This is a genomic window from Bartonella bacilliformis Ver097 (assembly GCF_000709795.1).
Classification (GTDB): Bacteria; Pseudomonadota; Alphaproteobacteria; order Rhizobiales; family Rhizobiaceae; genus Bartonella; species Bartonella bacilliformis_A.
The window spans coordinates 152,353-172,629 of record NZ_KL503805.1 but is presented as its reverse complement, the minus strand read 5'-3'; the positions used below and the strand labels follow the sequence as shown (position 1 = coordinate 172,629).

Genomic DNA, 20,277 nt, shown 5'->3' with positions numbered 1-20,277 from the left:
TTCACATACATCTGCCACTACCACATTGATTAATGGTTGTAGTATTTGGAAATTCTCCACTACCTCTTCTACGCTCTCCTTCTCCAGTACAGTTTCTTTGAGACATAGAAACACTCAAAGGCGGTGCATTGAATCCAACCATTTGAAAAGTTGTAATTGCATAAATGTTTCGACGTCCCTCAACTGAGAGATAATACAACAATCTTGCTGAGTTTGTGGTTGGACTGAGAAGAGTTCTGTATCGTTCAAAAGATATGCCAAGTGTATTTGTAATTATTAATACGAATCCTTGGTGTGTCATCACAAAAGGTTGAACATGAGCAATTCGGTCTGTACCAGCTGCATTAGCTCTGGAAATTAAAAGAAACCCAATAGTTCCAGGAGCAAGGTTTACTAGATCTCGAAGTGTTCTTAGCATATCTTGCTGCGTGCTTGCAGTAGCTGAAGATATCCATAAATAGTCGGGTAAAAACATCGATATCATTAGATGGGCTGCTCTATGCGCTCGTTCATGCCTACTCTCCTCTGCAAACAAAGGTACTGTAGCATAAACTTGTGTTGTTTCAAGTCTTGCTGTAAGACCAGGATATCTTTGACGAAATGAGAGAAATGGATCCGCACCTGCTTGCGTATTAAAGAAGTAACCGCCATCTCTAAGGGGGGTCTTTGATGGTATTCTAGCAATTCAGCGAGCATTTGTGCAGTATGCAACGTGCAGGCTCCACAATAGCCAACTTCTTCTTGACGCCCAGCGACAGTACTTGTAGCAATCTGCCATAGTCTGTGTATCCGCTCCGGAGTGAGAGTAAAATCAGGAGGTAAATGTCGTTGTACGCGTGTCTTGGAAGGTTGAGCAACATTCTCCTTGTTTCCAGGAGCAGGGCAATCAGTGAGTGTTTTTCCTAAATTCCCATTAACGTAGAGATTCCATTGTTCAATACCAGGAGAAAGCATAAATTTAGATTTTGGAGAATTTGTTGTGTCTTTTTCAAGGTAATCAGGCTTAGTTGTATAAGGGACACCCCAATTGGGACCATGTTGGGTGATTCTTAACGCATTACTATTAGAATCCAGAATAAAACCGTCACGCCCATCTAACTGAGAAAGATCCCAGAAGGCAGAATCCTTCTTTTTAGGAATTTCATCTGTACAATATGTCCATTCTACCCAATTCCAATTTTGTAAGAGAGATTGTTTGGAAGCCATACAATAAAGGTACCCACTGTTAGAGTAATATTGCGCGATATGGCCATTTTCTGGGTTATAATAAAGAGGCATTTCAGAGAGTGAGGATGAGTTATTTTGAAGATAGTAGAGATGGAAAACGGGAGGGTATATATTGATAAATAGCCACGCTATAGATGTTCTGAAACTGAGATTAACGGGAGTAACAATCCTTTTGATCCAGGAATCCATTTGAGGGGTTAAAGTGTGGTCATAATAAGCGCTTTTATCCTTTGAAATATAAGCATACCACTTATAGTCTTTAACACGAAATTTTTTATCGGCTGTATACAAGATACGGTTTTCAATGACCCAACGTTGATTAGGATCATTGAGAACACAAGGTCTTAATAAAAGATAATCCCAGTCAGTTGTGGAGTTTCCGTCAATACCTGTGATTGAGCTAGGGGCGGTCATACACAACCAGGTATCATTTACTTCCCAAGCTACTCTTTGAAATAGGTCGTAGCGCGCTTTTTTAACGCTAGAAGAGTTACAATTATCAATGTAGATATAGCTTTCTCCTTTTGTAAAAACTGGAGCATAGCAATACTCTTTTCCTGTATGGATCTTAACGTGGATAGCTTTATCCTGAGGATGGTTAGGAGGAGTTTGAATCACTCCCGGAACAGGAGCTCCTAAAGACGTGTGAGCAGTTAGTAATAAACTAAAGAAGAATAAAAGGATCTTCCATTTCACTTTGACTTTCTCCCCATTTTTTTGATGAGTTAGTTGAAAAACCACATTTTACACTCTTCTTTCTGAGGATAAGATTTTACGATATTCTAAATGAAATAATTTTTTTATGTTTTATTTATGTTATTTGTCTTCATCATACACGGCGTATTTGAATATTAACATTCATTCAAAATCAGAGGAGACAGAAGAAAAATAGCTTTTGCTAACAGTGATTAAATATACCGAAGTATGAAGATGATGTCTCGCTTAATGGGACGGATGATACTGATTATATTTTTTGGTTTTTGATTTTGAGCGTTTTATAATACGCGCTATACGATCTTCACACATTTGAAGCAATGGCTTGCAAAAACTTAAAAGGCTACGCCATTGTCCATTAATAAAATTTAGTAACATTCGTCTTTTTGAAAAAATTTATCTAGCTTGATTTCTTACCTTTCCTTATCAAATTCTTTCATTTGTTAATTTTTATTGAATGGCACACCTGCCATTGCCTAGACACTGATTAAGGAGAGAGCTTCTTGGAAATTGTCCATTGCCTCTTCTATGATCTCCTTCTCCAGTGCAATTGTTTTGAGATATATAAAGACTTAATGGAATTTCATCTATCAGAGCCATTTGATAAGCTATGAATGAATAAAGTTCTCGAGTGCCGTTAACTGAAAACTCAGAAATCAATACATCTAGATTTGTTGTTACGATAAGAGCTTCTCTTAATTCGTCCAAATCAATACCAGGTGCGTTTGTAGGGATTAGGACTAATCCTTGATCCTTGGTTTGTACTTAAAATAGGTTGTGCGTGACCAATGATGCCTGTACCACTACTATCCGATCTAACAATTGCGGCATACCAAATTGTTCCAATAGGAGCACGCAACAAATTTTGAATCTCACTTCTCATTTTGCTGTGCGTTCTTACAAAATTTGAGGGCCTCCACTCATATTGGGGTAACAACATTAATGCAGCTGCGCAAGTTATCCTACTCGTTCGTGTGAAATGATCCTCTCCTTCATGCCAAGGTGCATCAAGATAAAAAATTGTCATTTCGAGTCTTGCTGCCAGATGAGGAAATCTCTGGCGAAATGAAGTAAATGGATCCACACCAGGAGCTGTATTAAATAAATAACCTGTTCCATCTTGATGCAGCTCTCTTTTTAAAGAATCTTCTAGCAATTTGCCATAATCTTTGTATCCATTCATCGGTAAGTTTAAAATCGTTAGGTAGGGATCGTTTTACTCGTGTTTTAACATTGTCTTTTTTCCAAGAGTAGGGCAATAAGCAAGTATCTTCCCTAAATTCCCATTGACGTAGCGATTCCATTGGTTAACGAAATTATCAAGAACAAAATTAGATATTGGGGAGTGTTCTTGTGTCTGTTTTAATGTAAATCGGCTTAATAGCTGTATAAGGAACACCCCAATGGTGTCCATATCGAGCGATTCTTAACGGATTGCTTTATAGCTCAGAATGAAACCTTCACGCTCCTCTAACAGAGAAAGATCCCAGTAAAAAGGATCATTTTTTTCATAAGCTTTATCATTACAATAGTTCCACCTTATTCAATCCTCTGATAAGGATTGTGTAATCATCATACAATATAAGGACCCATTGTTGATTTGGATTATTGATCACACAGGGTCTTAATAAGAGATACCCCCATTCAGATGTTGCTTTCCCATCAAGGCCTGTCACTGAGTTGGGAGCAGTCATGCACAACCATGTATCATTCACATTCCAAGCAACTCTTTGAAATAGATCATAGCGAGCTGGTTTAACGATAAAAGAATTATAGTCATCGACATATATAGCCTTCTCCTTCTGTAAAGACTGGAACATAGCAATATTTTTCTTTTGTATGGAGTGTAATGCTAATAACTTTTTCATAAGGTTTATCAAGAGGTCGTTGCAGGATAAGCTCAGGTTTTGGAGGAATAAGAGCAGAAAAAGAAGTATGAAGAATCAAGAGCAAGCTCAAGAAGAATAGCAACAGCCTTAATTTCATTATATTTCCTTTTGATTTTCTCCCCTCTGTGATTGTTTATGGATGAGTCAGAAAATCACACTTTGTTTCATACTGTGTTGTCTCGAAAAACAAAACTTATGGTGCTATGGATAAAACAATAAATTATTAATGCTTAATTCGCGTCATTTTCCATTTATTATGGATGTGCCTGAACGTTGAATTTTAAAAACTCCGTAGAGCTTAAAGAAACAATGCCGTTTTGTAAAAAGTAGGCCGTTGTCTTTCTTTTACAATGGCCATTATGTTCGGGATATATCTACCAAGCAAGAGTGGCTTTTGATTTTAAAATTAGTGGCAATGAAATAGGGATTGAGCGTGAAGAGCGTTTACCCAGATTTATTTGGTAAAAGAGTTAATTTTGCTTTGCATTCTACTTTTAGAGGTCAATTTTGATGAGGTTTGCAGAGGTGAATTAGAAAATTCTATTCCCTCACTTAAAAAAAGATCAATCAAATCAATGTATTTAAACATTGGAAAATTTGGTGCCCAGAAGAGGACTCGAACCTCCACGCCTCGCAGCACAGATACCTGAAACCTGCGCGTCTACCAATTTCGCCACCTGGGCATAAAGTTTATCTAAGCTGGTGATACAAACCTGTCAATCGAATTATAAAAGTTCATGAAGCAATAGATTGGATGAAGTTTTTTATACTGATTGTGATTTTAGTAATTTAAGGTTCGATAATTTTTTTTGATAGAATTGTTGAGTCGGCATTAAATTCGTAAATAATAGGAACACCAGTTTCTAATTCTTGCAATACAATTTCTTCGCTACTTAGACCTTCAAGTACCATAATGAGAGCACGAAGAGAATTACCATGTGCAACAATTAAAACAGTTTGAGAACGCAAAATATGAGGTTGAATATGGTGAAAGTAATAAGGCCAAACGCGTGCACCAGTATCACGCAAACTTTCCCCATTGGGGGGAGCGATCGTATAAGAACGACGCCATATATGCACTTGTTCCTGTCCCCATCGTTGACGTGCGTCATTTTTATTGAGACCAGATAGATCACCATAATCACGCTCATTCAAGGCTGAGTTTTTTATCAATTGCAGGTCGGGCTGTCCCATCTGTTCTAAAATATGTTGAGTAGTTTTTTGTGCACGCTGTAATGCAGATGTATAAGCAATATCAAATTTCAAACCAGATTTTTTTAGATTCTTTCCTGCTGTTATTGCTTCTGTACGCCCTTTTTCTGTTAAATCTGGGTCTTTCCAGCCAGTAAAAAGATTTTTGATATTCCATTCACTTTGTCCATGACGGACTAATACAAGTGTGCGTTTCATTATGAATTTCCTGCAATTATTTAAAATGAATCGTTCAATTCTAAGACATCAAGCATTGAATAAAGACCATTTTTATAATTTTTTGCCCATAAAGCTGCCTTTAATGCACCATTAGCAAAAATAGAACGCTCTTGTGCTGAGTGTGAAAAAGTAATGCGTTCATTTAAACCTGCAAAAATAACGCTGTGGTCACCAATAACTGTTCCACCTCTTAGGCAGGCGAAGCCAATAGTACCTTTTTTGCGTTCACCTATATAGCCGTTGCGACCGCTAGCACTGACTTTTTTAAGTGCAACATGACGACCTTCGGCTGCTGCATTTCCAAGAAGAAGAGCTGTTCCAGAAGGAGCATCAACTTTTTTAGAATGATGCATTTCACAAATTTCAATATCAAAATCATGAGCTCCTAATGCTTTGGCTGCTTTTTTTACAAAATTGGCTAAAAGATTGACTCCAAGGCTCATATTTTCTGACTTAACAATGGTTGTCCGCGTTGCAGAAATTGCAATTTGTGCATCTTCTTCCTTGTTAAATCCAGTTGTTCCAATAATATGAACGAGGCCTTTTTGAGCGGCATAATCAGCGTGGATAACACTGGCTTGTGGTTGAGAAAAATCTACAATACCATCTGCATTGGAAAAAGCGTTTTCTGGGTCATCAGTGATACGAATTCCAAGTGGGGCTGAACCAATTAATATGCTGGCGTCTTGTCCTACAAATGGTGATTTTTCGCGTACAAGAACGCCACTCAATTCTATATCTTCTCTATTTTGGCAAGCTGTAATAAGCTCGCGCCCCATTCTTCCATTAGCACCAACAACAACAAGGCGCATACTCTTCTCCTCATGATATTTGTTCTTTGTATGTAAGCAAGTTTTCTTCTTCTTTCCAATTGTTTTTTTACATAAAGGTTAAATCTTTTGCGCGTTTATTTAAGTTGATAGCAGGTTTACACGCATTGTTTTCAGAATGATAAGGTGTTCGTAGAAAGAAACAGATATAATGTTTTCAGAGTGATGTAGTGCCTAATATAATTTTCCCTATGAAAAATAAATTATTATTGTGATAAGAGATATCATATCTGTGAGGTTCCATATATTTTAGATTGGTTATATGCAGATTTCTCAAAAAATATTTAGAAACAGAGAGTCATGTAACGCAGTTGAAATCTTATAATGCGATCGATTCTGTTTTTGGTAATTAGCAAAAAATTGATTAAAACTGTGGATTGCTAATAAGGCATATGGTACGGGTTAGCAGAATTTTTCGCTTAAAAGTCAAGATCAGTATAATGAGAACTTGGTGTAATTCCTCGGATTCTGTCAGTTAAAAGAGAGCGAAAAGATGGACGCGATTTAATCCGCGTATACCATTCTTGGGCAGCAGGGAATTGTTCCCAGTCAATTTCTCCTAGAAAATCAAGTACAGAGATAGAAGCTGCTGCCGCTAAATCTGCGTAGGATAATTCAGAGCCAGCTAACCAATCACGAGATGCACAAAGCCAATTTAAATAGTTTATATGCGGTGGAATATTGGCGCGTGCAGTCCGTAAAATTTGCGAATTAGGAGCTCCGCCACCAATAGCTATAGGCATTTCAGATTTATAGATTCGTTCTCGTACAATATGGCGCGTTGCTTCATTTTCTAATTTATTTAAAAACCAGTGATTGAGACGACGTACCTCAGCACGGTTTAGAGGATTTTCAGGAAAAAATTGTTTTTCTTTTCGTAAACTGCCACGTGTTTCATCTAAATATTCATAAATAACAATAGCACCTGATAATACCGTCTCTTGTTCATCAAGAAGAACCGGTAAATGTCCTGCTGGATTAAGTGCAAGAAATTCTGGTCTTCTTGCCCATTCATGTTCCTCAATAAGGTGGGTGGCTATACCATATTCCCCAAGAACAAGGCGTATAAAGCGAGAGGCAGAGGATAGGGGATAGTGAAAAAGTGTTAACATAATTTGGCACGATCAAATAAAGTTAATGAATTCTTTCAGACAATAAAAATTTTTATAAAGATGCTTTGTTGAAAGAACAAGATGATGAAAAACTGTTAATAATTGTACTTAATAATATATAAATAGGGGGCTATTTTATTGCACAACTGCTTGCAAAATAGCCGTACGCAATTCTTCCAAACCTAAGGCTTTTTCCGCAGAGGTAGTAAGCAATTCAGGATAAGCAGCAGGACGTTTAAGAAGGCTTATTTGTGTAGTTGTCATTAAGGTTTCCAACATATTCGATTTTATTTTATCACTCTTTGTTAGAATAATTTGGTAAGAAACAGCTGCTTTATCAAGAAGATCGAGAACCTTTTCATCATTTTTTTTAATTCCGTGACGTGAATCAATTAAAATATAAACACGTTTCAGTGTTGTCCGACCTCGTAAATAGTTAAAAACCAGATGTGTCCATGCTTCAACGAGATTTTTTGGGGCTTGTGCAAAACCATAACCTGGCATGTCTACTAATGCCATAGGAGGAAAGTCTTCTTTTGGGCCACTGAAACCGTCAGGAACAAAATAGTTGAGTTCTTGAGTCCGTCCTGGTGTATTTGAAGTGCGTGCTAGCCCTTTTTGCTGCACAAGTGCATTGATTAAAGAAGATTTTCCAACATTGGAACGTCCTGCAAATGCAATTTCTGGTGGCCCTTCAGGTGGAAGAAATTGTATTGTGGGAACACCACGAATGAAAATCCAATTACGGAAAAAAATTCCAGAAAATGCAGAACATTGTGTCATTTATGCACTTCTTTTTTTAAGTGCTTTTTGCCAAATGGTTTTAATATTATTAAAAAGCTCAATTTTTACACCTTGACGTTTCATGATAATACTTTGTTGGATAATCGACAATGTATTGTTCCATGCCCAATATATGACAAGGCCTGCAGGAAAAGATGCTAGCATAAACGTAAAGATAATTGGCAGCCATGCAAAAAGTGTAGCTTGTATAGGATCTGTAGGAGGTGGGTTCATCTGCATTTGTAGAAACATTGTTATTCCCATAACTAAAGGCCACGCACCAATTACAAAAAATGTTGGTACTGCATAAGGTAGCAAACCAAATAGGTTAAAAATAGATGTTGGATCAGGAGTTGCTAAATCTTGAATCCAGCCAAAGAAAGGCGCATGTCGCATTTCAATGGTGATATAGAGAACCTTATAAAGGGCAAAAAATATCGGGAACTGAATAAGCATTGGCAAGCAACCTGCTAGGGGATTGATTTTTTGCGTTTTATATAATTCTATTATTGCTTGTTGTTGCCTAACCCGATCTTCTGCATATTTCTCCTTAATTTCTTGCATCATTGGTTGTATGATTTTCATGCGTGCCATAGATATGTAAGATTTATTAGCAAGTGGGAACAGAAGTGTTTTCAAAAGTACCGTAATAAGAAGAATAGCTATACCAAAATTGCCTGTTTGTTTGTAAAAAATATGAATGAGAGAAAACATTGGTTTGGTAATAAAATCAAACCAGCCCCAATCGATTAAAAGGCCAAATTTCTTAATTTGTAGCTGATTTTGATATTGATTAATGATTTCAACGCGTTTTGCACCGGCAAAAAGATGATTAATTATGGTTTTTGTTTCATGAGGAGCAATGCTTAAAAGTGCACTCTGCAGATCAGATTGATAATGGGTGTTCAATCGATCAAAATAAACAAAGCGGCTTGTATATTCCTGATTTTGTGAGGGAATAACTGCTACAGCCCAATATTTATCAGTTATACCAATCCAGCCTCCTGTAACTTTCTGAAAAGTTACGCTTTTCTGATCATTTTCAGGATTAAGGCTAAGTTCTGATAAAGCTTTGTATGTTTCAGTTTTAAGTGAATCACCAGCAATGCCAATCATACCTTCATGGAGCAAATAGGTTGCTTGTGGGTGTTCTGGTGGAGCAGCACGTGCAACTCGAGCATAAGATGAAAGATGTACTGGATTGTCACTCTCGTTACTGATAGAATCCTCAATGGTGAACATGTAATGATTGTCAATGGAAATGGTTCGGCGGAAAATTTGTCTTTGCCCATTATTGTAGACTAAAGTAACAGGCGTTGAAGGAGTAAGGATCGTATTTTCACTTTCTATCTGCCATTGTGTATTTGATTGTGGCAAGGCTTTTCCTGGTAAAGATGAACTCGTAAAACCAAATTCAGCAAGATAGGATGTTTTGAAACCGTTGGGATTCAATAAAGAAATTTGAGGCGATGTTTTGTCAACCGTTAGGTGATATTTTTTGAGAAAAAGATCATCAAATTGAGCTCCAACAAGATTAATGGAGCCTTCAAGTTCGTCAGTTTTAATTGTAATACGATCTGTTTTGGCCAATTCTGCACGACGTGCTTCAGGTGTCATTGAACGATCGGCTGTCAGCTCCAATTGATTTGTTTGTGTATTATTAGAAAAATCTGCATCAGAAGTTGGTGATGCTGGATTTTGTTCTAACATTTGTTGTTCAATTGTCTGCGTTTTTTTCAGATTTTCATGTTGAGGAACAATATACAAAAAATGCCATGCAATAAAAATGATAAGAGATAATCCAATAGCGATAAAGAAATTACGATTATATTCCATTTATATTATCCTGCTATTATTTTTGTTTTTTTGACTTCATTCGTTGGCTGAGTTCACTGATCAAAGATGTAAAAGGTGCATAAAGTACGTCAGGATATGCAACAATGACATAGTCAACGCCTGCTTCCGTGTCATTTGTTAATCCAACACGCACTGCCTCACGCAGACGCCTTTTAATGCGATTGCGTTTGACAGCATTGCCATTTTTGCGTGTTACAGTAAATCCTATACGTGCAGCGAGAGGGAAAGAGGTTTCTGCTGTTTTTTGACGAGATTTCATTTCAAGCAAAAACAAAGGACCACGTCGCTTTTCTCCTTTGCGAACAGCTAAAAAATCAGCTCTCTTATGAATACGGCAGGGAGGCTTTTGCTTCATGAAAGACGTATCACAGTTTTACTAAATGTTCATTAATAAAGTAAAGCAAGCATTGAACATTCATAATGAAAATTTCTCAATGAAAGAAATAATGAATGGTACTTAGTCTGTTGTGCCAGCTTTAAAGATTAAGCAGAGAGTTTCTTCCGTCCGCGAAGACGCCGAGCTGCAATCACTTTACGACCACCGACTGTCGCCATACGAGCACGAAATCCGTGGCGACGTTTACGAACAAGTTTCGAGGGTTGATAAGTACGTTTCATTTGCTTAATTTACCGTAGTACACGGCCTTTCCTGGTTTTATGGTACAAATTATACACTAGACAAAAAATTTTATTCAGTTAGATCATTTCTGAAAAAATATCCTATAAAGAAAAGCGCAAAAAAGTCAATCTTAGATTACCTCTCTATTTTTGGAAAAATACGGAAGAGTTTTTGATTGATGTTTATTTTTATTAAAATTCTCTAAGGTAGCCAATGACTTCTGACTGTAAGAACGCAATTTATATTTTGCTATGTTGTGCATGGACGATCTTAAGAATTCATTCTATAAAGATAAAGTGAATTATTATACAATAGTTGAAAATGTTGTTTTTATATCAACTATCACATGTGCACTATGCAGAGCTTTGAGAGATCTATCAAGGAATTTTATGATCTTGAGATTTTTGTTTAGAGTTTATCTTGCGTTTTGAAAGATAAAGAATCGTTGATTGATATTTAAGTGAAAAGGGGAAATATTAAGGGTTGTTAACCTGAATTTTTCTCTTATTGCTGTGTTTTCTTGGTTTCTGTAGAGAGGAAAGAGAGTGAGTTCTATTACAGCTGAAGCTATCCGCGAAGAATTACGTAAAGTTAAAGGACCAAATTTTGATAGCGACATTGTATCCCTAGGGTTGCTTTCAGACATATTCATTGCTGATGACAAAGTTTTCTTCTCTATTACGGTTCCTAGTGAACATGCGCAGGAATTGGAATCATTACGTCGTTCTGCTGAAGAAGCAGTTTATGCTTTAGGTGGAGTGAAGACAGTTGTCGTAACGTTGACAGCTGAAAAGAAATTGGAGACATCTTTTCAAGCGCACAAGAATGAACCTTTGTTTAAGCAGAAACGTAAAATGGGTGTATTGCCTGTGAAAATGCCTATAGAAGGTGTGCGCCATGTTATTGCAGTTGCTTCTGGAAAGGGAGGCGTTGGTAAATCGACAACAGCCATTAATATTGCTTTAGCTTTACAGGATTCTGGTTTTCAGACAGGTTTGATGGATGCAGATATTTATGGTCCTTCTTTGCCAAGATTGACAGGGCTTGTTGATCAAAAAATACAGCTAAGTAGCGATAAAAAGTTTCAACCTTTGCAGAAATTTGGTCTTAAATTAATGTCGATGGGTTTTTTGGTTGATGAAACAAAACCGGTGGTATGGCGTGGTCCCATGGTGATGGCAGCGATTACTCAGTTCTTGAGAGATGTTTCATGGGGGCCTCTTGATATTTTAGTTATTGATATGCCACCAGGAACAGGAGATGTACAATTAACGCTAGCGCAACAGGTACAATTGGCTGGTGCTTTGATTGTGTCTACTCCGCAGGATCTTTCTTTAGTTGATGCCCGTAAAGCAATAGAAATGTTTGTGAAAATTGGCGTTCCTGTTTTAGGGCTTATTGAAAATATGAGTTATTTTACTGCACCTGATACAGGGAAGCGTTATGATATTTTTGGCCATGGTGGTGCGCGTGCAGAAGCAGAAAATCGAAGCATTCCTTTTTTAGCAGAAATCCCACTTGATGCTGTTTTACGATCTTCTTCAGATGAGGGAGTCCCAATCTTTGTTGCGGTTCCTGAAGGAAAGCATGCTGAAATTTATCGTGTGATTATTAATCAGATGAAAGACAGATTTTTTTAAAATTTTCTTTTTTTTCGTAGGAAATACGAAGATAAAACGATTTTAAATTAGGGAGTTGTTGATGATAATGGCAATGCGTGAACGCCTTATTGTTGGATTAGATGTTCCGAATATTAAACAAGCAGAAAAATTGGTTACGCAATTGGGTGATGAGGTTAGTTTTTATAAAATCGGCTATCAGTTGGCTTTTTCTGGGGGAATGGACTTTGTTCAAGATCTTATTCAAGCACAAAAAAAAGTGTTTTTTGATATGAAATTGCTCGATATTGATCATACTGTTGCAAGAGCTGTAGAAAATATAGCCAAATTAGGTGTTTCGATGCTAACTTTGCACGCCTATCCAACAGTTATGAAAGCTGCTGTTGCTGCTGCAAAAGGGAGCGATTTATGTTTACTTGGGGTGACAGTGTTAACATCAATGGATGAATCTGATTTGCACAATGCGGGTTATAAAGACAGCCTAAAAAAATTGGTCTTTAAAAGAGCTGAGCAAGCACGGGAAGCCGACATGGGTGGAATTGTTTCTTCAGCGCTTGAAGCAGCAGCTTTACGAAAAGTAATCGGAAATGATATGGCCTTGGTTACACCGGGGATTCGTCCAATGGGGGGTGATAAGGAGGATCAAAAACGGGTAATGACACCAAGACAAGCGCTAGATTCTGGTGCTAGCCATCTTGTTGTCGCGCGGCCAATTATTCAAGCCGATGATCCTTTAGCGGCAACAAAGAAAATTTTAACAGAAATGGCTGATGGGTGTTAACACTGGTAGAGGTACTGATGAGATTTGAGTAGAAAGAGTATTGGATAGGAAAAGAGCGTGAGTGAAAAAGCATATTGTGTGGGTGCTCATGTTTATTCCGCACCCATGATAGAACCAGCGTTGTATTTGGTTGCAACACCTATCGGAAATCTTGCAGATATCACTCTTCGTGCTTTGCAAGTGTTAGCCGGAGCTGATATTGTAACTTGTGAAGATACACGGGTAACACGTGTTTTGCTGGAATATTATGGTATCCAGAAAAAGACATTTCTTTATCATGAGTATAATGCACAAAAAGCAGGACCAAAGCTATTGAAAGCGTTAGCTGATAATCAATCTGTAGCTCTGGTCTCAGATGCAGGAACGCCGCTTATTTCTGATCCTGGTTTTAAATTGGTAGGAGAAGCACGCAAAGCGGGTTACAAAATCATTCCTATTCCTGGTGCTTCAGCTCTTTTAACGTCTCTTGTTGTGACAGGGTTGCCAACGGATAGTTTTTTCTTTGCAGGTTTTTTGAGTGCGAAGAAAACACAGCGTCAGAAACGGTTAGAGACATTAAAATCTATTCCTGCAACTTTAGTTTTTTATGAATCCCCCCATCGTCTTGTAGAGAGTTTGCAAGATATGGTCGCTATTTTTACAGCTGATAGGCCAGCTGCAATATGTCGTGAATTAACAAAAAAATTTGAAACAGTGAATGTTGATAATTTAGGACATTTACTTGAGATTTATAGTAAAAAAGACCGTATTCGTGGGGAAATTGTTGTTCTTGTAGGAGAAGAAGAGATTTCTACAGAGATCATGAGCTCGCAAGAGGTTGATGAAATATTGCGAGAATTGACTAGTGAATATCCTGCTGCAAAGGCAGCTGTTTTGGCAGCCAAAAAGACAGGTTTGAAAAAGCAAGAACTTTTTCGGCGCTTGACCCTTTTGAAGGGAATGTGAAGATTTATGCAAAAAAAAGACAGGCGAAAATCCTTTTATCGTGGCATTCGTGCAGAAAAGTGGGCAGCTTGGTGGTTACGTTTAAAAGGGTTTCGCATTGTTGCAAAACGTTTCAAGACAAAATTTGGTGAAATTGATTTAATTGCGCGGCGTGGCAATCTTGTTTTAATTATTGAGGTTAAAACACGTGCAACGTTAGCTGATGCAATGGTTGCAGTTTGCCGAATGAATGAAAGACGTATTGAGGCAGCAGCTGATATTTGGTTGGCACAGCAAAAAGACTATGCGATTTTGCCTTGGCGTTTGCCGCATCATATTCCACGTTTTTTTGAGTCTCACCAATAAAGTTTCTTATGCTATCTGAATTAAAGGGTAGCAGTTTAGAAATACTTCGTTTTTGTATATGAAGGGAAAATAGTTATTTTATCGCTATAAACGACAAAATATAGCAGCTATGAAAATTTGCAACAAGTTTGTTCCTTATTTAGGAAGTATTGGTTGAGCTCTAAGGTGAAAGGATGAAAGTAAGGAATGAAAATTGGTTTTTTGGGAACAGGAACAATTAGCGCTGCGATGATCGATGGTTTGATGGCCAGTGCTTTCGATGTGCATTCAATTATTGTTTCACCACGCAGTGCACACATAGCAGAGCGTCTTTCACGTGATTATGATAAGGTAATTATTGCGGAGAGCAATCAAGCATTATTAGATGAGAGTGATTGTGTTTTTCTGTGTTTGCGCAGTCAAAGTGCAGAAGAGATTGTGCGTTCTCTTTATTTTCGTCCAGAACAACTTGTGATTTCTGTGTTAGCGATGGCAACAGCCGCAGAGGTTGAGGGGTGGATAAATCATAAAGTGTATCGTGCTATGCCACTTCCTTTTGTAGCGGAATGCAAAAATTTAACACCAATCTATCCTGATCACCCATTTTTATACGCTATGTTTGATGCATTAGGAGGCACAGTGGTACTAAATAAGGAAGATCAGTTTAATCTTTTCATGGCAGCTGGTTCGTTGATGGGAGTGTATTTTAATTTTATAGAAACAGCGCATCAGTGGTTAACAATGCAGGGGTTGGAGAAACAGCAATCAGCAAATTTTCTTGCCATGATGTTTGGTAATCTTTCTGATGCAATGCGCAAAACAATAGAAAATAAGAATTCAACAGGTGTTGATTTTGCACAGCTTGAGAGAGAATTTTCAACCAAAGGGGGCACAAACGAACTTTTGTCAGATTGTTTTTCTCGTCATGATGGGACGAGCGCTTTAACAAAAGCTTTAGAGATTGTTTTGCAAAAAATAAATACTTAAAAAAATACTTGCTTGATTCGTGTCTTTTTGATACAAATAAAGCGATAATAGGTTAAGTTATTTAATAGACATGATGTCGCTCTATTATTGGCTGTAAATGCAGCATGTCCCTTTTTTTCTTTCGTTATAGGGACGAGATTATGGGTTCTAGTATATTGACTAATAGATCTGCAATGACTGCATTGCAGACACTCCGTAACATTGATAACAATTTAGATAAATCAAAAGACCGTATTTCAACGGGTTTGCGTATTGGAAGTGCTTCTGACAATACTGCTTATTGGTCTATTTCATCAATGATGAAGCATGACAGTAACACAATGAGCGCTGTTGTTGATGCTATTAATTTGGGTAGAGAACAGGTGAACGTTGCTGCGACAGCTGTTAATTTAACCAAAGAATCTCTTGATGATATCCAAAAATCAATGGTTTCTGCGCGTGAAAAATCTGATGATGATATCACGAAGATTCAGGATTCCATCAAAGGAAATATGCAAAATATTTCTAATGCGATCCAATCTGCTGCTTTTGGTGGAAAAAATATCCTTTCTAATGGTGGTCAGACAGTTGGTATTGCTGCTGGTTACCGTCGTGAAGGCTCTGCTGTTTATGTAGATATGATTGAAGTCGGTGGTGCAGAGTTAAATTTTGGTATCATGGGTCCTGATGGTACTATTGATATGACTCAAGGTATTTTAAAGGGTGTCTTCGGTAAGAGTGAAAATGATGTCGATGGGGCTGTCAAAACCTTTACTGAAGCTGCTGATAAACAAAAAGGTTTAGAAGATACTCTTGCTAAGGCAGAAGCTGCTGTTGCTGCTAATCCTAATGATGAAGCAGCAAAAACAGCATTAGAGGCAGCTAAAAAAGCTGTAGAAGACAATAAGGAAGATTGGACAAAGGCACAAAGTGATTTTAAAGTTGTTGCTGATAGCATGACTTTGAATGATTTCGTTAATATGAAAGGTGTTGGTGACCTGCCTTCAGTTGCACAAAGTATGATTCTTAACAGTGTTCAAAAGACAGTGCGTCATGCTGTTGATGTAACACTTACTGCAGGGTCTAAAATTGGATCCGCTATCAATCAAGTGGACAGCCAGCTGAACTTTGTTAAGAGATTGTTAGACAATATCGAAGCAGGTATTGGTGCACTTGTTGATGCTGATATGAATGCAGAATCTGCAAAATTGTCAGCTTTGCAAGTTCAACAGCAGCTCGGTATTCAGGCTCTTTCTATTGCAAATCAGGGCAGCCAGAATATTTTGGGTTTGTTCCGTAATTAATATTACAACATTACAAATATAAGAAAAGACCGCGCATTGCGTGGTCTTTTTTATATTTTTTAAACATCTGAGATGAATGAATTCTGTAAAGCTGACCATATTGTGGAAATTCTACATTTATGTCAGCAGCAACTAACATCAATATTGGCTTTCCTTCATTATGCTATTGTGTGATTTTTACTCATAAATAATTTTCATGCAGTGATGAAAGCATTTTACGAAATTTTAGATACAAAATGTGTTTTATAGTTTGCACAATAGTGTGTGGCTTCGTCCAAAAAGGGAGATGAAGCACAATGTTTATTTAAGTGGGTCTTTATTTGTGATAGAGTTTTATAAATGGTCTTTTTAGAAAGAACAGATCTTGTAGCAGGAGATGATGAGATTCTGATTACATATTGGGATAAACAGGTCCCTCATTGCCTTGAGGACAAGTCCAATTAATATTTTGGTTTGGATCTTTAATGTCGCATGTTTTACAATGTATACAGTTGGCAGCATTGATAATATAGGTTTTCTGATCGTTAGGGGTTAGCCATTCATAGACACCGGCAGGGCAATAACGTGTAGAAGGTCCTCCGTAAATTGCATATTCAGAATTTTTGTGTTTTTCCAATGAAGTTATTTTCAAATGGCAAGGTTGGTTGTCTTCATGGTGGGTATTGGAAAGCGCAACACTTGAAAGACGATCGAAAGTCACAATCCCATCTGGTTTTGGATAAATAATTGGTTGAAATTTTTCTGCTGGTTCAAGATATTCATGATCTGGTTTTCCATGAGAAAGAGTTTTAAATAAGGAAAAGCCGAAGAGTTGTTGCCACCATAGATCAAATCCAGCAAGTTTTATTCCATATTTTGTGCCGTATTTTGCCCAAAGGGGTTTGGCATTACGCACTTTGTAAAGGTCTTTTCCAATAGGGCCCTTGCGCCATTGATCTTCAATTTCTTTAACTTCATCATGAGAGCGATTTTGTGCAAGAGCGTCAGCAATTTTATCGGCTGCCAATATGCCGGATAATATGGCATGATGTGAGCCTTTAATCCGAGGAACATTGATAAAGCCAGCAGCACAGCCAATCAGTGCACCACCAGGAAAAGTGAGTTTTGGCACAGATTGCCATCCCCCTTCACTGATGGCACGTGCACCATAGGCAAGGCGTTTGGCATCTTTAAAGATTTCATACAAGTTAGGGTGCGTTTTAAAGCGCTGAAATTCTTCAAAAGGAGAAAGATAAGGATTTTTATAATCCAAGTGAACAACAAAGCCGACAGAAACTAAATTGTTTTCTTGGTGATAGAGAAATCCACCACCACTTGTATGATCATCCAATGGCCAGCCAGCAAAATGTTGTACTAAACCTCGTTTGTGTTTTTGAGGATCAATTTCCCATAGTTCTTTAAGACCAAGACCAAATTTTTGTGGTTCACGGCCTTTGCTGAGATCAAATTTTTGTATCAATTGTTTAGCAATCGAACCGCGTGCTCCTTCTGCAATCAGGGTATATTTGGCGTGTAGAGCCATACCGGGCATATAATTTTTCCCAGGCGTTCCATCTTTTTGCACGCCCATATCACCTGTTAAAACACCAATAATAGCTCCGTTATCATTATAAAGAACGTCAGATACAGAAAAACCGGGATAAATTTCAACACCCAGCATTTCAGCTTTTTTGCTTAACCAGCGGCAAACATTTCCAAGAGAAATGATATAGCAACCATCATTTGATAAAATTTTAGGGCGAAAAATATTAGGCAGTGCTTGTGAACGCTTTGGTGTTAGCAGAAAAAGTTGATCACCGGTAACAGGTGTGGTGAAGGGATGATTTTGTTCATTTCGCCATTCTGGTAGGAGTGTATCAATACCAATGGGATCAATCACTGCACCTGATAAAATATGGGAACCAACTTCAGAGCCTTTTTCAAGAAGGATAATGGAAAGTTCAGGATCAATTTGTTTCAGACGAATTGCAGCAGAGAGTCCAGCAGGGCCTGCTCCTACAATAACTATATCACATTTCATGCTTTCACGTTGGTGATATATAGTACTCATAATTTATAAAGCTTTCTCCAGTTCAGGAACGATGTGATGCAGATCGCCTACAAGGACATAATCCGCAATGCTCATAATAGGGGCTTCTTCGTCTTGATTAATGGCAACAATAATTTGCGCGTCCATGATACCAGCTAAATGTTGAATAGCTCCAGAGATACCGACAGCAATATAGAGCTCTGGGGCAACAATTTTCCCTGTTTGTCCGATTTGCCAATCATTTGGGGCATAATCTGCGTCAACTGCTGCTCGACTAGCGCCTAAAGCAGCGCCGAGCTTATTGGCAAGTGGCAACAAAAGTTTCATAAATTTTTCTTGTGAACCAAGCCCACGTCCACCTGATACAATGATCCGTGCTGAGGTCAAATCAGGATGATCACTTTTATCGGTTTCTTCTTTTACAAAAGATGAAAGATTTGGGTTAGGTGCTGGTGTTATTGTGTTAATAGGAGCACAATTCCCTTGAGGGGCTGGAGAAAAAGAGGCAGTGCGCACTGTTATAACTTTTTTGTGATCACTTGTGCGCACCGTTTCAATGGCATTACCTGCATAAATTGGCCGTTTGAAGGTATCAGGTGCGACAACATTAATGATATCTGAAATTTGCATTATGTCGAGAAGAGCCGCTACACGTGGCATCACATTTTTTCCGGTGCTGGTAGAAGCAGCCATGATGACTTCATAATCACCAGCGAGCTTAACAATTGTTGCGGCTATAGGTTCAGCTAATTGATGCGCAAGATAATCAGCTTCAGCAACAAGGATTTGCCGTATACCTGCTAATTGAGAACTTTTTTCAGCAATTGTTTGAACTTTTGTGCCGCAGATTAAGATATCGATGTTATCGCCAATGGACTGAGCTGCAGTCAGCGCTTTTGCAGTTTCTTCTGATAAAGAATGATTGTTATGTTCGGCTAATAAAAGAATGGCCATAGGTTTGTGCCCTTTTATGTATTATTGCTTTTGGTAATGTCTTCTATCAAATGTTTAAGGATATTTTATCCTTTAAGATATTGACAAGTTCTGCAACATTGTTGATTTTCACTCCAGCTGGACGAGGCTTAGGTTCTTCAACACGAAGTGTCGTTAAACGTGCCTGTGTATCTATGCCGAGATGAGAGATTTCTTTTTTTTCAATGATTTTCTTTTTCGCTTTCATGATATTAGGCAGGGAGGTATAACGTGGCTCATTTAACCGTAGGTCAACAGTCATAACCATGGGAAGAGGCAAACAAATAGTTTGTGTTCCTCCATCAATTTCACGGGTAACGGTCGCTTGTCCATTTTCTATGTGCAGATGTGAAGCAAAAGTTGCTTGTCCCCAACCCAGTAGAGCTGCTAACATTTGACCCGTTTGGTTACTATCATCATCAATAGCTTGTTTTCCTAAAAAGACCATGTCTGGTTTTTCTTCAAGGATAATGCTTTTGAGTGTTTTAGCAATTGCTAAAGGCTCTAGTGTCTTTTCAGTTCTGATGAGGATAGCGCGGTCAGCTCCCATTGCAAGTCCTGTTTGCAAAGTTTCTTGTGCTGCTTCTGGTCCGATTGAAACAAGAATAACCTCTGAAATTTTTCCTGCTTCTTTTTGGCGTACTGCTTCTTCCACAGCAATTTCATCAAAAGGGTTCATAGACATCTTCACATGGGAAAGATCAACACCCATGCTATCAGCTTTAATACGTATTTTGATGTTATGATCAACAACACGTTTAACAGCAACAATTACTTTCATAATGATCCTCTTCGTTTATATGATCATAGATTTATAGTAGCAACCACAAGAAACAAAATCATTTAAAATTAAATTTTTATCATAATTTGTTTTT

Annotated in this window: 17 protein-coding genes, 1 tRNA gene and 3 pseudogenes; 6 read left to right on the top strand and 15 right to left on the bottom strand. The window is 37.9% G+C overall.

Annotation, left to right across the window (positions count from 1 at the left end; all coding sequences use genetic code 11):
* Position 1 precedes the first annotated feature (1 nt).
* From H710_RS05445 to rpmH, 12 genes and pseudogenes are all read right to left on the bottom strand, one after another.
* Positions 2-1,923 (bottom strand): annotated as a pseudogene (locus H710_RS05445) (DUF1561 family protein).
* Between the two features lie 468 nt (positions 1,924-2,391).
* Positions 2,392-3,250, bottom strand: a pseudogene (locus H710_RS06560) (DUF1561 family protein); the annotation flags it as partial.
* Between the two features lie 22 nt (positions 3,251-3,272).
* The gene (locus H710_RS06500; protein WP_348519597.1) at positions 3,273-3,365 is read right to left on the bottom strand and encodes a hypothetical protein; all 93 of its coding nucleotides are present in this window, start codon (positions 3,363-3,365) and stop codon (positions 3,273-3,275) included.
* A gap of 99 nt (positions 3,366-3,464) precedes the next feature.
* Positions 3,465-3,927 (bottom strand): annotated as a pseudogene (locus H710_RS06495) (DUF1561 family protein).
* A gap of 501 nt (positions 3,928-4,428) precedes the next feature.
* Positions 4,429-4,513 (bottom strand) — tRNA-Leu (locus H710_RS05435).
* A 106-nt stretch (positions 4,514-4,619) separates the two neighbouring features.
* Complete coding sequence (locus H710_RS05430; protein WP_041849806.1) at positions 4,620-5,240, bottom strand: 2,3-bisphosphoglycerate-dependent phosphoglycerate mutase; 621 nt, start codon at positions 5,238-5,240, stop codon at positions 4,620-4,622.
* Positions 5,241-5,260: 20 nt separating this feature from the next.
* Positions 5,261-6,073, bottom strand: coding sequence for a 4-hydroxy-tetrahydrodipicolinate reductase (gene dapB, locus H710_RS05425; protein WP_041849805.1), 813 nt, complete (start codon positions 6,071-6,073; stop codon positions 5,261-5,263).
* Positions 6,074-6,510: 437 nt separating this feature from the next.
* Positions 6,511-7,203 (bottom strand): glutathione S-transferase family protein, encoded by a 693-nt coding sequence (locus H710_RS05420; protein ID WP_041849804.1) that lies wholly within the window; start codon positions 7,201-7,203, stop codon positions 6,511-6,513.
* Between the two features lie 135 nt (positions 7,204-7,338).
* On the bottom strand, positions 7,339-7,986 hold the full coding sequence (yihA, locus tag H710_RS05415) for a ribosome biogenesis GTP-binding protein YihA/YsxC (RefSeq protein WP_041849803.1): 648 nt from the start codon (positions 7,984-7,986) through the stop codon (positions 7,339-7,341).
* Positions 7,987-9,822: a membrane protein insertase YidC gene (gene yidC / locus H710_RS05410; RefSeq protein WP_041849802.1), complete on the bottom strand. Its 1,836-nt coding sequence runs from the start codon at positions 9,820-9,822 to the stop codon at positions 7,987-7,989.
* Positions 9,823-9,838: 16 nt separating this feature from the next.
* Positions 9,839-10,198: a ribonuclease P protein component gene (gene rnpA, locus H710_RS05405; RefSeq protein WP_041849801.1), complete on the bottom strand. Its 360-nt coding sequence runs from the start codon at positions 10,196-10,198 to the stop codon at positions 9,839-9,841.
* Positions 10,199-10,326: 128 nt separating this feature from the next.
* A complete protein-coding gene (rpmH, locus tag H710_RS05400) occupies positions 10,327-10,461 on the bottom strand; it encodes a 50S ribosomal protein L34 (RefSeq protein ID WP_041849800.1) in 135 nt (44 codons plus the stop codon).
* Between the two features lie 546 nt (positions 10,462-11,007).
* On the opposite strand from rpmH, the gene H710_RS05395 reads away from it, so the two are divergent.
* The 6 genes from H710_RS05395 (at position 11,008) to H710_RS05370 (ending at position 16,401) form a co-directional block, all read left to right on the top strand.
* The gene (locus H710_RS05395; RefSeq protein ID WP_041849799.1) at positions 11,008-12,102 is read left to right on the top strand and encodes an Mrp/NBP35 family ATP-binding protein; all 1,095 of its coding nucleotides are present in this window, start codon (positions 11,008-11,010) and stop codon (positions 12,100-12,102) included.
* 61 nt (positions 12,103-12,163) lie between these two features.
* Complete coding sequence (gene pyrF, locus H710_RS05390) at positions 12,164-12,862, top strand: orotidine-5'-phosphate decarboxylase (protein WP_041849798.1); 699 nt, start codon at positions 12,164-12,166, stop codon at positions 12,860-12,862.
* A 57-nt stretch (positions 12,863-12,919) separates the two neighbouring features.
* On the top strand, positions 12,920-13,807 hold the full coding sequence (rsmI, locus tag H710_RS05385) for a 16S rRNA (cytidine(1402)-2'-O)-methyltransferase (RefSeq protein WP_041849797.1): 888 nt from the start codon (positions 12,920-12,922) through the stop codon (positions 13,805-13,807).
* Positions 13,808-13,813: 6 nt separating this feature from the next.
* On the top strand, positions 13,814-14,152 hold the full coding sequence (locus tag H710_RS05380) for a YraN family protein (RefSeq protein ID WP_041849796.1): 339 nt from the start codon (positions 13,814-13,816) through the stop codon (positions 14,150-14,152).
* A 186-nt stretch (positions 14,153-14,338) separates the two neighbouring features.
* Entirely contained in the window at positions 14,339-15,118 is a 780-nt protein-coding gene (locus H710_RS05375) for a pyrroline-5-carboxylate reductase (RefSeq protein WP_041849795.1), read from the top strand.
* A 140-nt stretch (positions 15,119-15,258) separates the two neighbouring features.
* Positions 15,259-16,401 (top strand): flagellin, encoded by a 1,143-nt coding sequence (locus H710_RS05370; RefSeq protein WP_041849794.1) that lies wholly within the window; start codon positions 15,259-15,261, stop codon positions 16,399-16,401.
* Positions 16,402-16,792: 391 nt separating this feature from the next.
* On the opposite strand, the gene H710_RS05365 is transcribed toward H710_RS05370, so the two are convergent.
* Genes H710_RS05365 through H710_RS05355 form a run of 3 tightly spaced genes read right to left on the bottom strand, consistent with a single transcriptional unit; the run spans position 16,793 to position 20,183 of the window.
* On the bottom strand, positions 16,793-18,451 hold the full coding sequence (locus H710_RS05365; RefSeq protein ID WP_414946182.1) for an electron transfer flavoprotein-ubiquinone oxidoreductase: 1,659 nt from the start codon (positions 18,449-18,451) through the stop codon (positions 16,793-16,795).
* A gap of 3 nt (positions 18,452-18,454) precedes the next feature.
* Entirely contained in the window at positions 18,455-19,384 is a 930-nt protein-coding gene (locus tag H710_RS05360; protein ID WP_041849792.1) for an electron transfer flavoprotein subunit alpha/FixB family protein, read from the bottom strand.
* Between the two features lie 46 nt (positions 19,385-19,430).
* Positions 19,431-20,183 (bottom strand): electron transfer flavoprotein subunit beta/FixA family protein, encoded by a 753-nt coding sequence (locus H710_RS05355; RefSeq protein WP_041849791.1) that lies wholly within the window; start codon positions 20,181-20,183, stop codon positions 19,431-19,433.
* Positions 20,184-20,277 lie beyond the last annotated feature (94 nt).

Bases quoted from the DNA above. Each gene is read 5' to 3' on its own strand.
- pyrF (WP_041849798.1), top strand. From the start codon at position 12,164: ATGATAATGGCAATGCGTGAACGCCTTATTGTTGGATTAGATGTTCCG.
- H710_RS05375 (WP_041849795.1), top strand. From the start codon at position 14,339: ATGAAAATTGGTTTTTTGGGAACAGGAACAATTAGCGCTGCGATGATC.
- yihA (WP_041849803.1), bottom strand. From the start codon at position 7,986: ATGACACAATGTTCTGCATTTTCTGGAATTTTTTTCCGTAATTGGATT.
- rnpA (WP_041849801.1), bottom strand. From the start codon at position 10,198: ATGAAGCAAAAGCCTCCCTGCCGTATTCATAAGAGAGCTGATTTTTTA.
- H710_RS05420 (WP_041849804.1), bottom strand. From the start codon at position 7,203: ATGTTAACACTTTTTCACTATCCCCTATCCTCTGCCTCTCGCTTTATA.
- H710_RS05370 (WP_041849794.1), top strand. From the start codon at position 15,259: ATGGGTTCTAGTATATTGACTAATAGATCTGCAATGACTGCATTGCAG.
- H710_RS05360 (WP_041849792.1), bottom strand. From the start codon at position 19,384: ATGGCCATTCTTTTATTAGCCGAACATAACAATCATTCTTTATCAGAA.
- H710_RS05430 (WP_041849806.1), bottom strand. From the start codon at position 5,240: ATGAAACGCACACTTGTATTAGTCCGTCATGGACAAAGTGAATGGAAT.
- yidC (WP_041849802.1), bottom strand. From the start codon at position 9,822: ATGGAATATAATCGTAATTTCTTTATCGCTATTGGATTATCTCTTATC.
- rpmH (WP_041849800.1), bottom strand. From the start codon at position 10,461: ATGAAACGTACTTATCAACCCTCGAAACTTGTTCGTAAACGTCGCCAC.
- H710_RS05365 (WP_414946182.1), bottom strand. From the start codon at position 18,451: ATGAGTACTATATATCACCAACGTGAAAGCATGAAATGTGATATAGTT.
- H710_RS05380 (WP_041849796.1), top strand. From the start codon at position 13,814: ATGCAAAAAAAAGACAGGCGAAAATCCTTTTATCGTGGCATTCGTGCA.
- H710_RS05355 (WP_041849791.1), bottom strand. From the start codon at position 20,183: ATGAAAGTAATTGTTGCTGTTAAACGTGTTGTTGATCATAACATCAAA.
- dapB (WP_041849805.1), bottom strand. From the start codon at position 6,073: ATGCGCCTTGTTGTTGTTGGTGCTAATGGAAGAATGGGGCGCGAGCTT.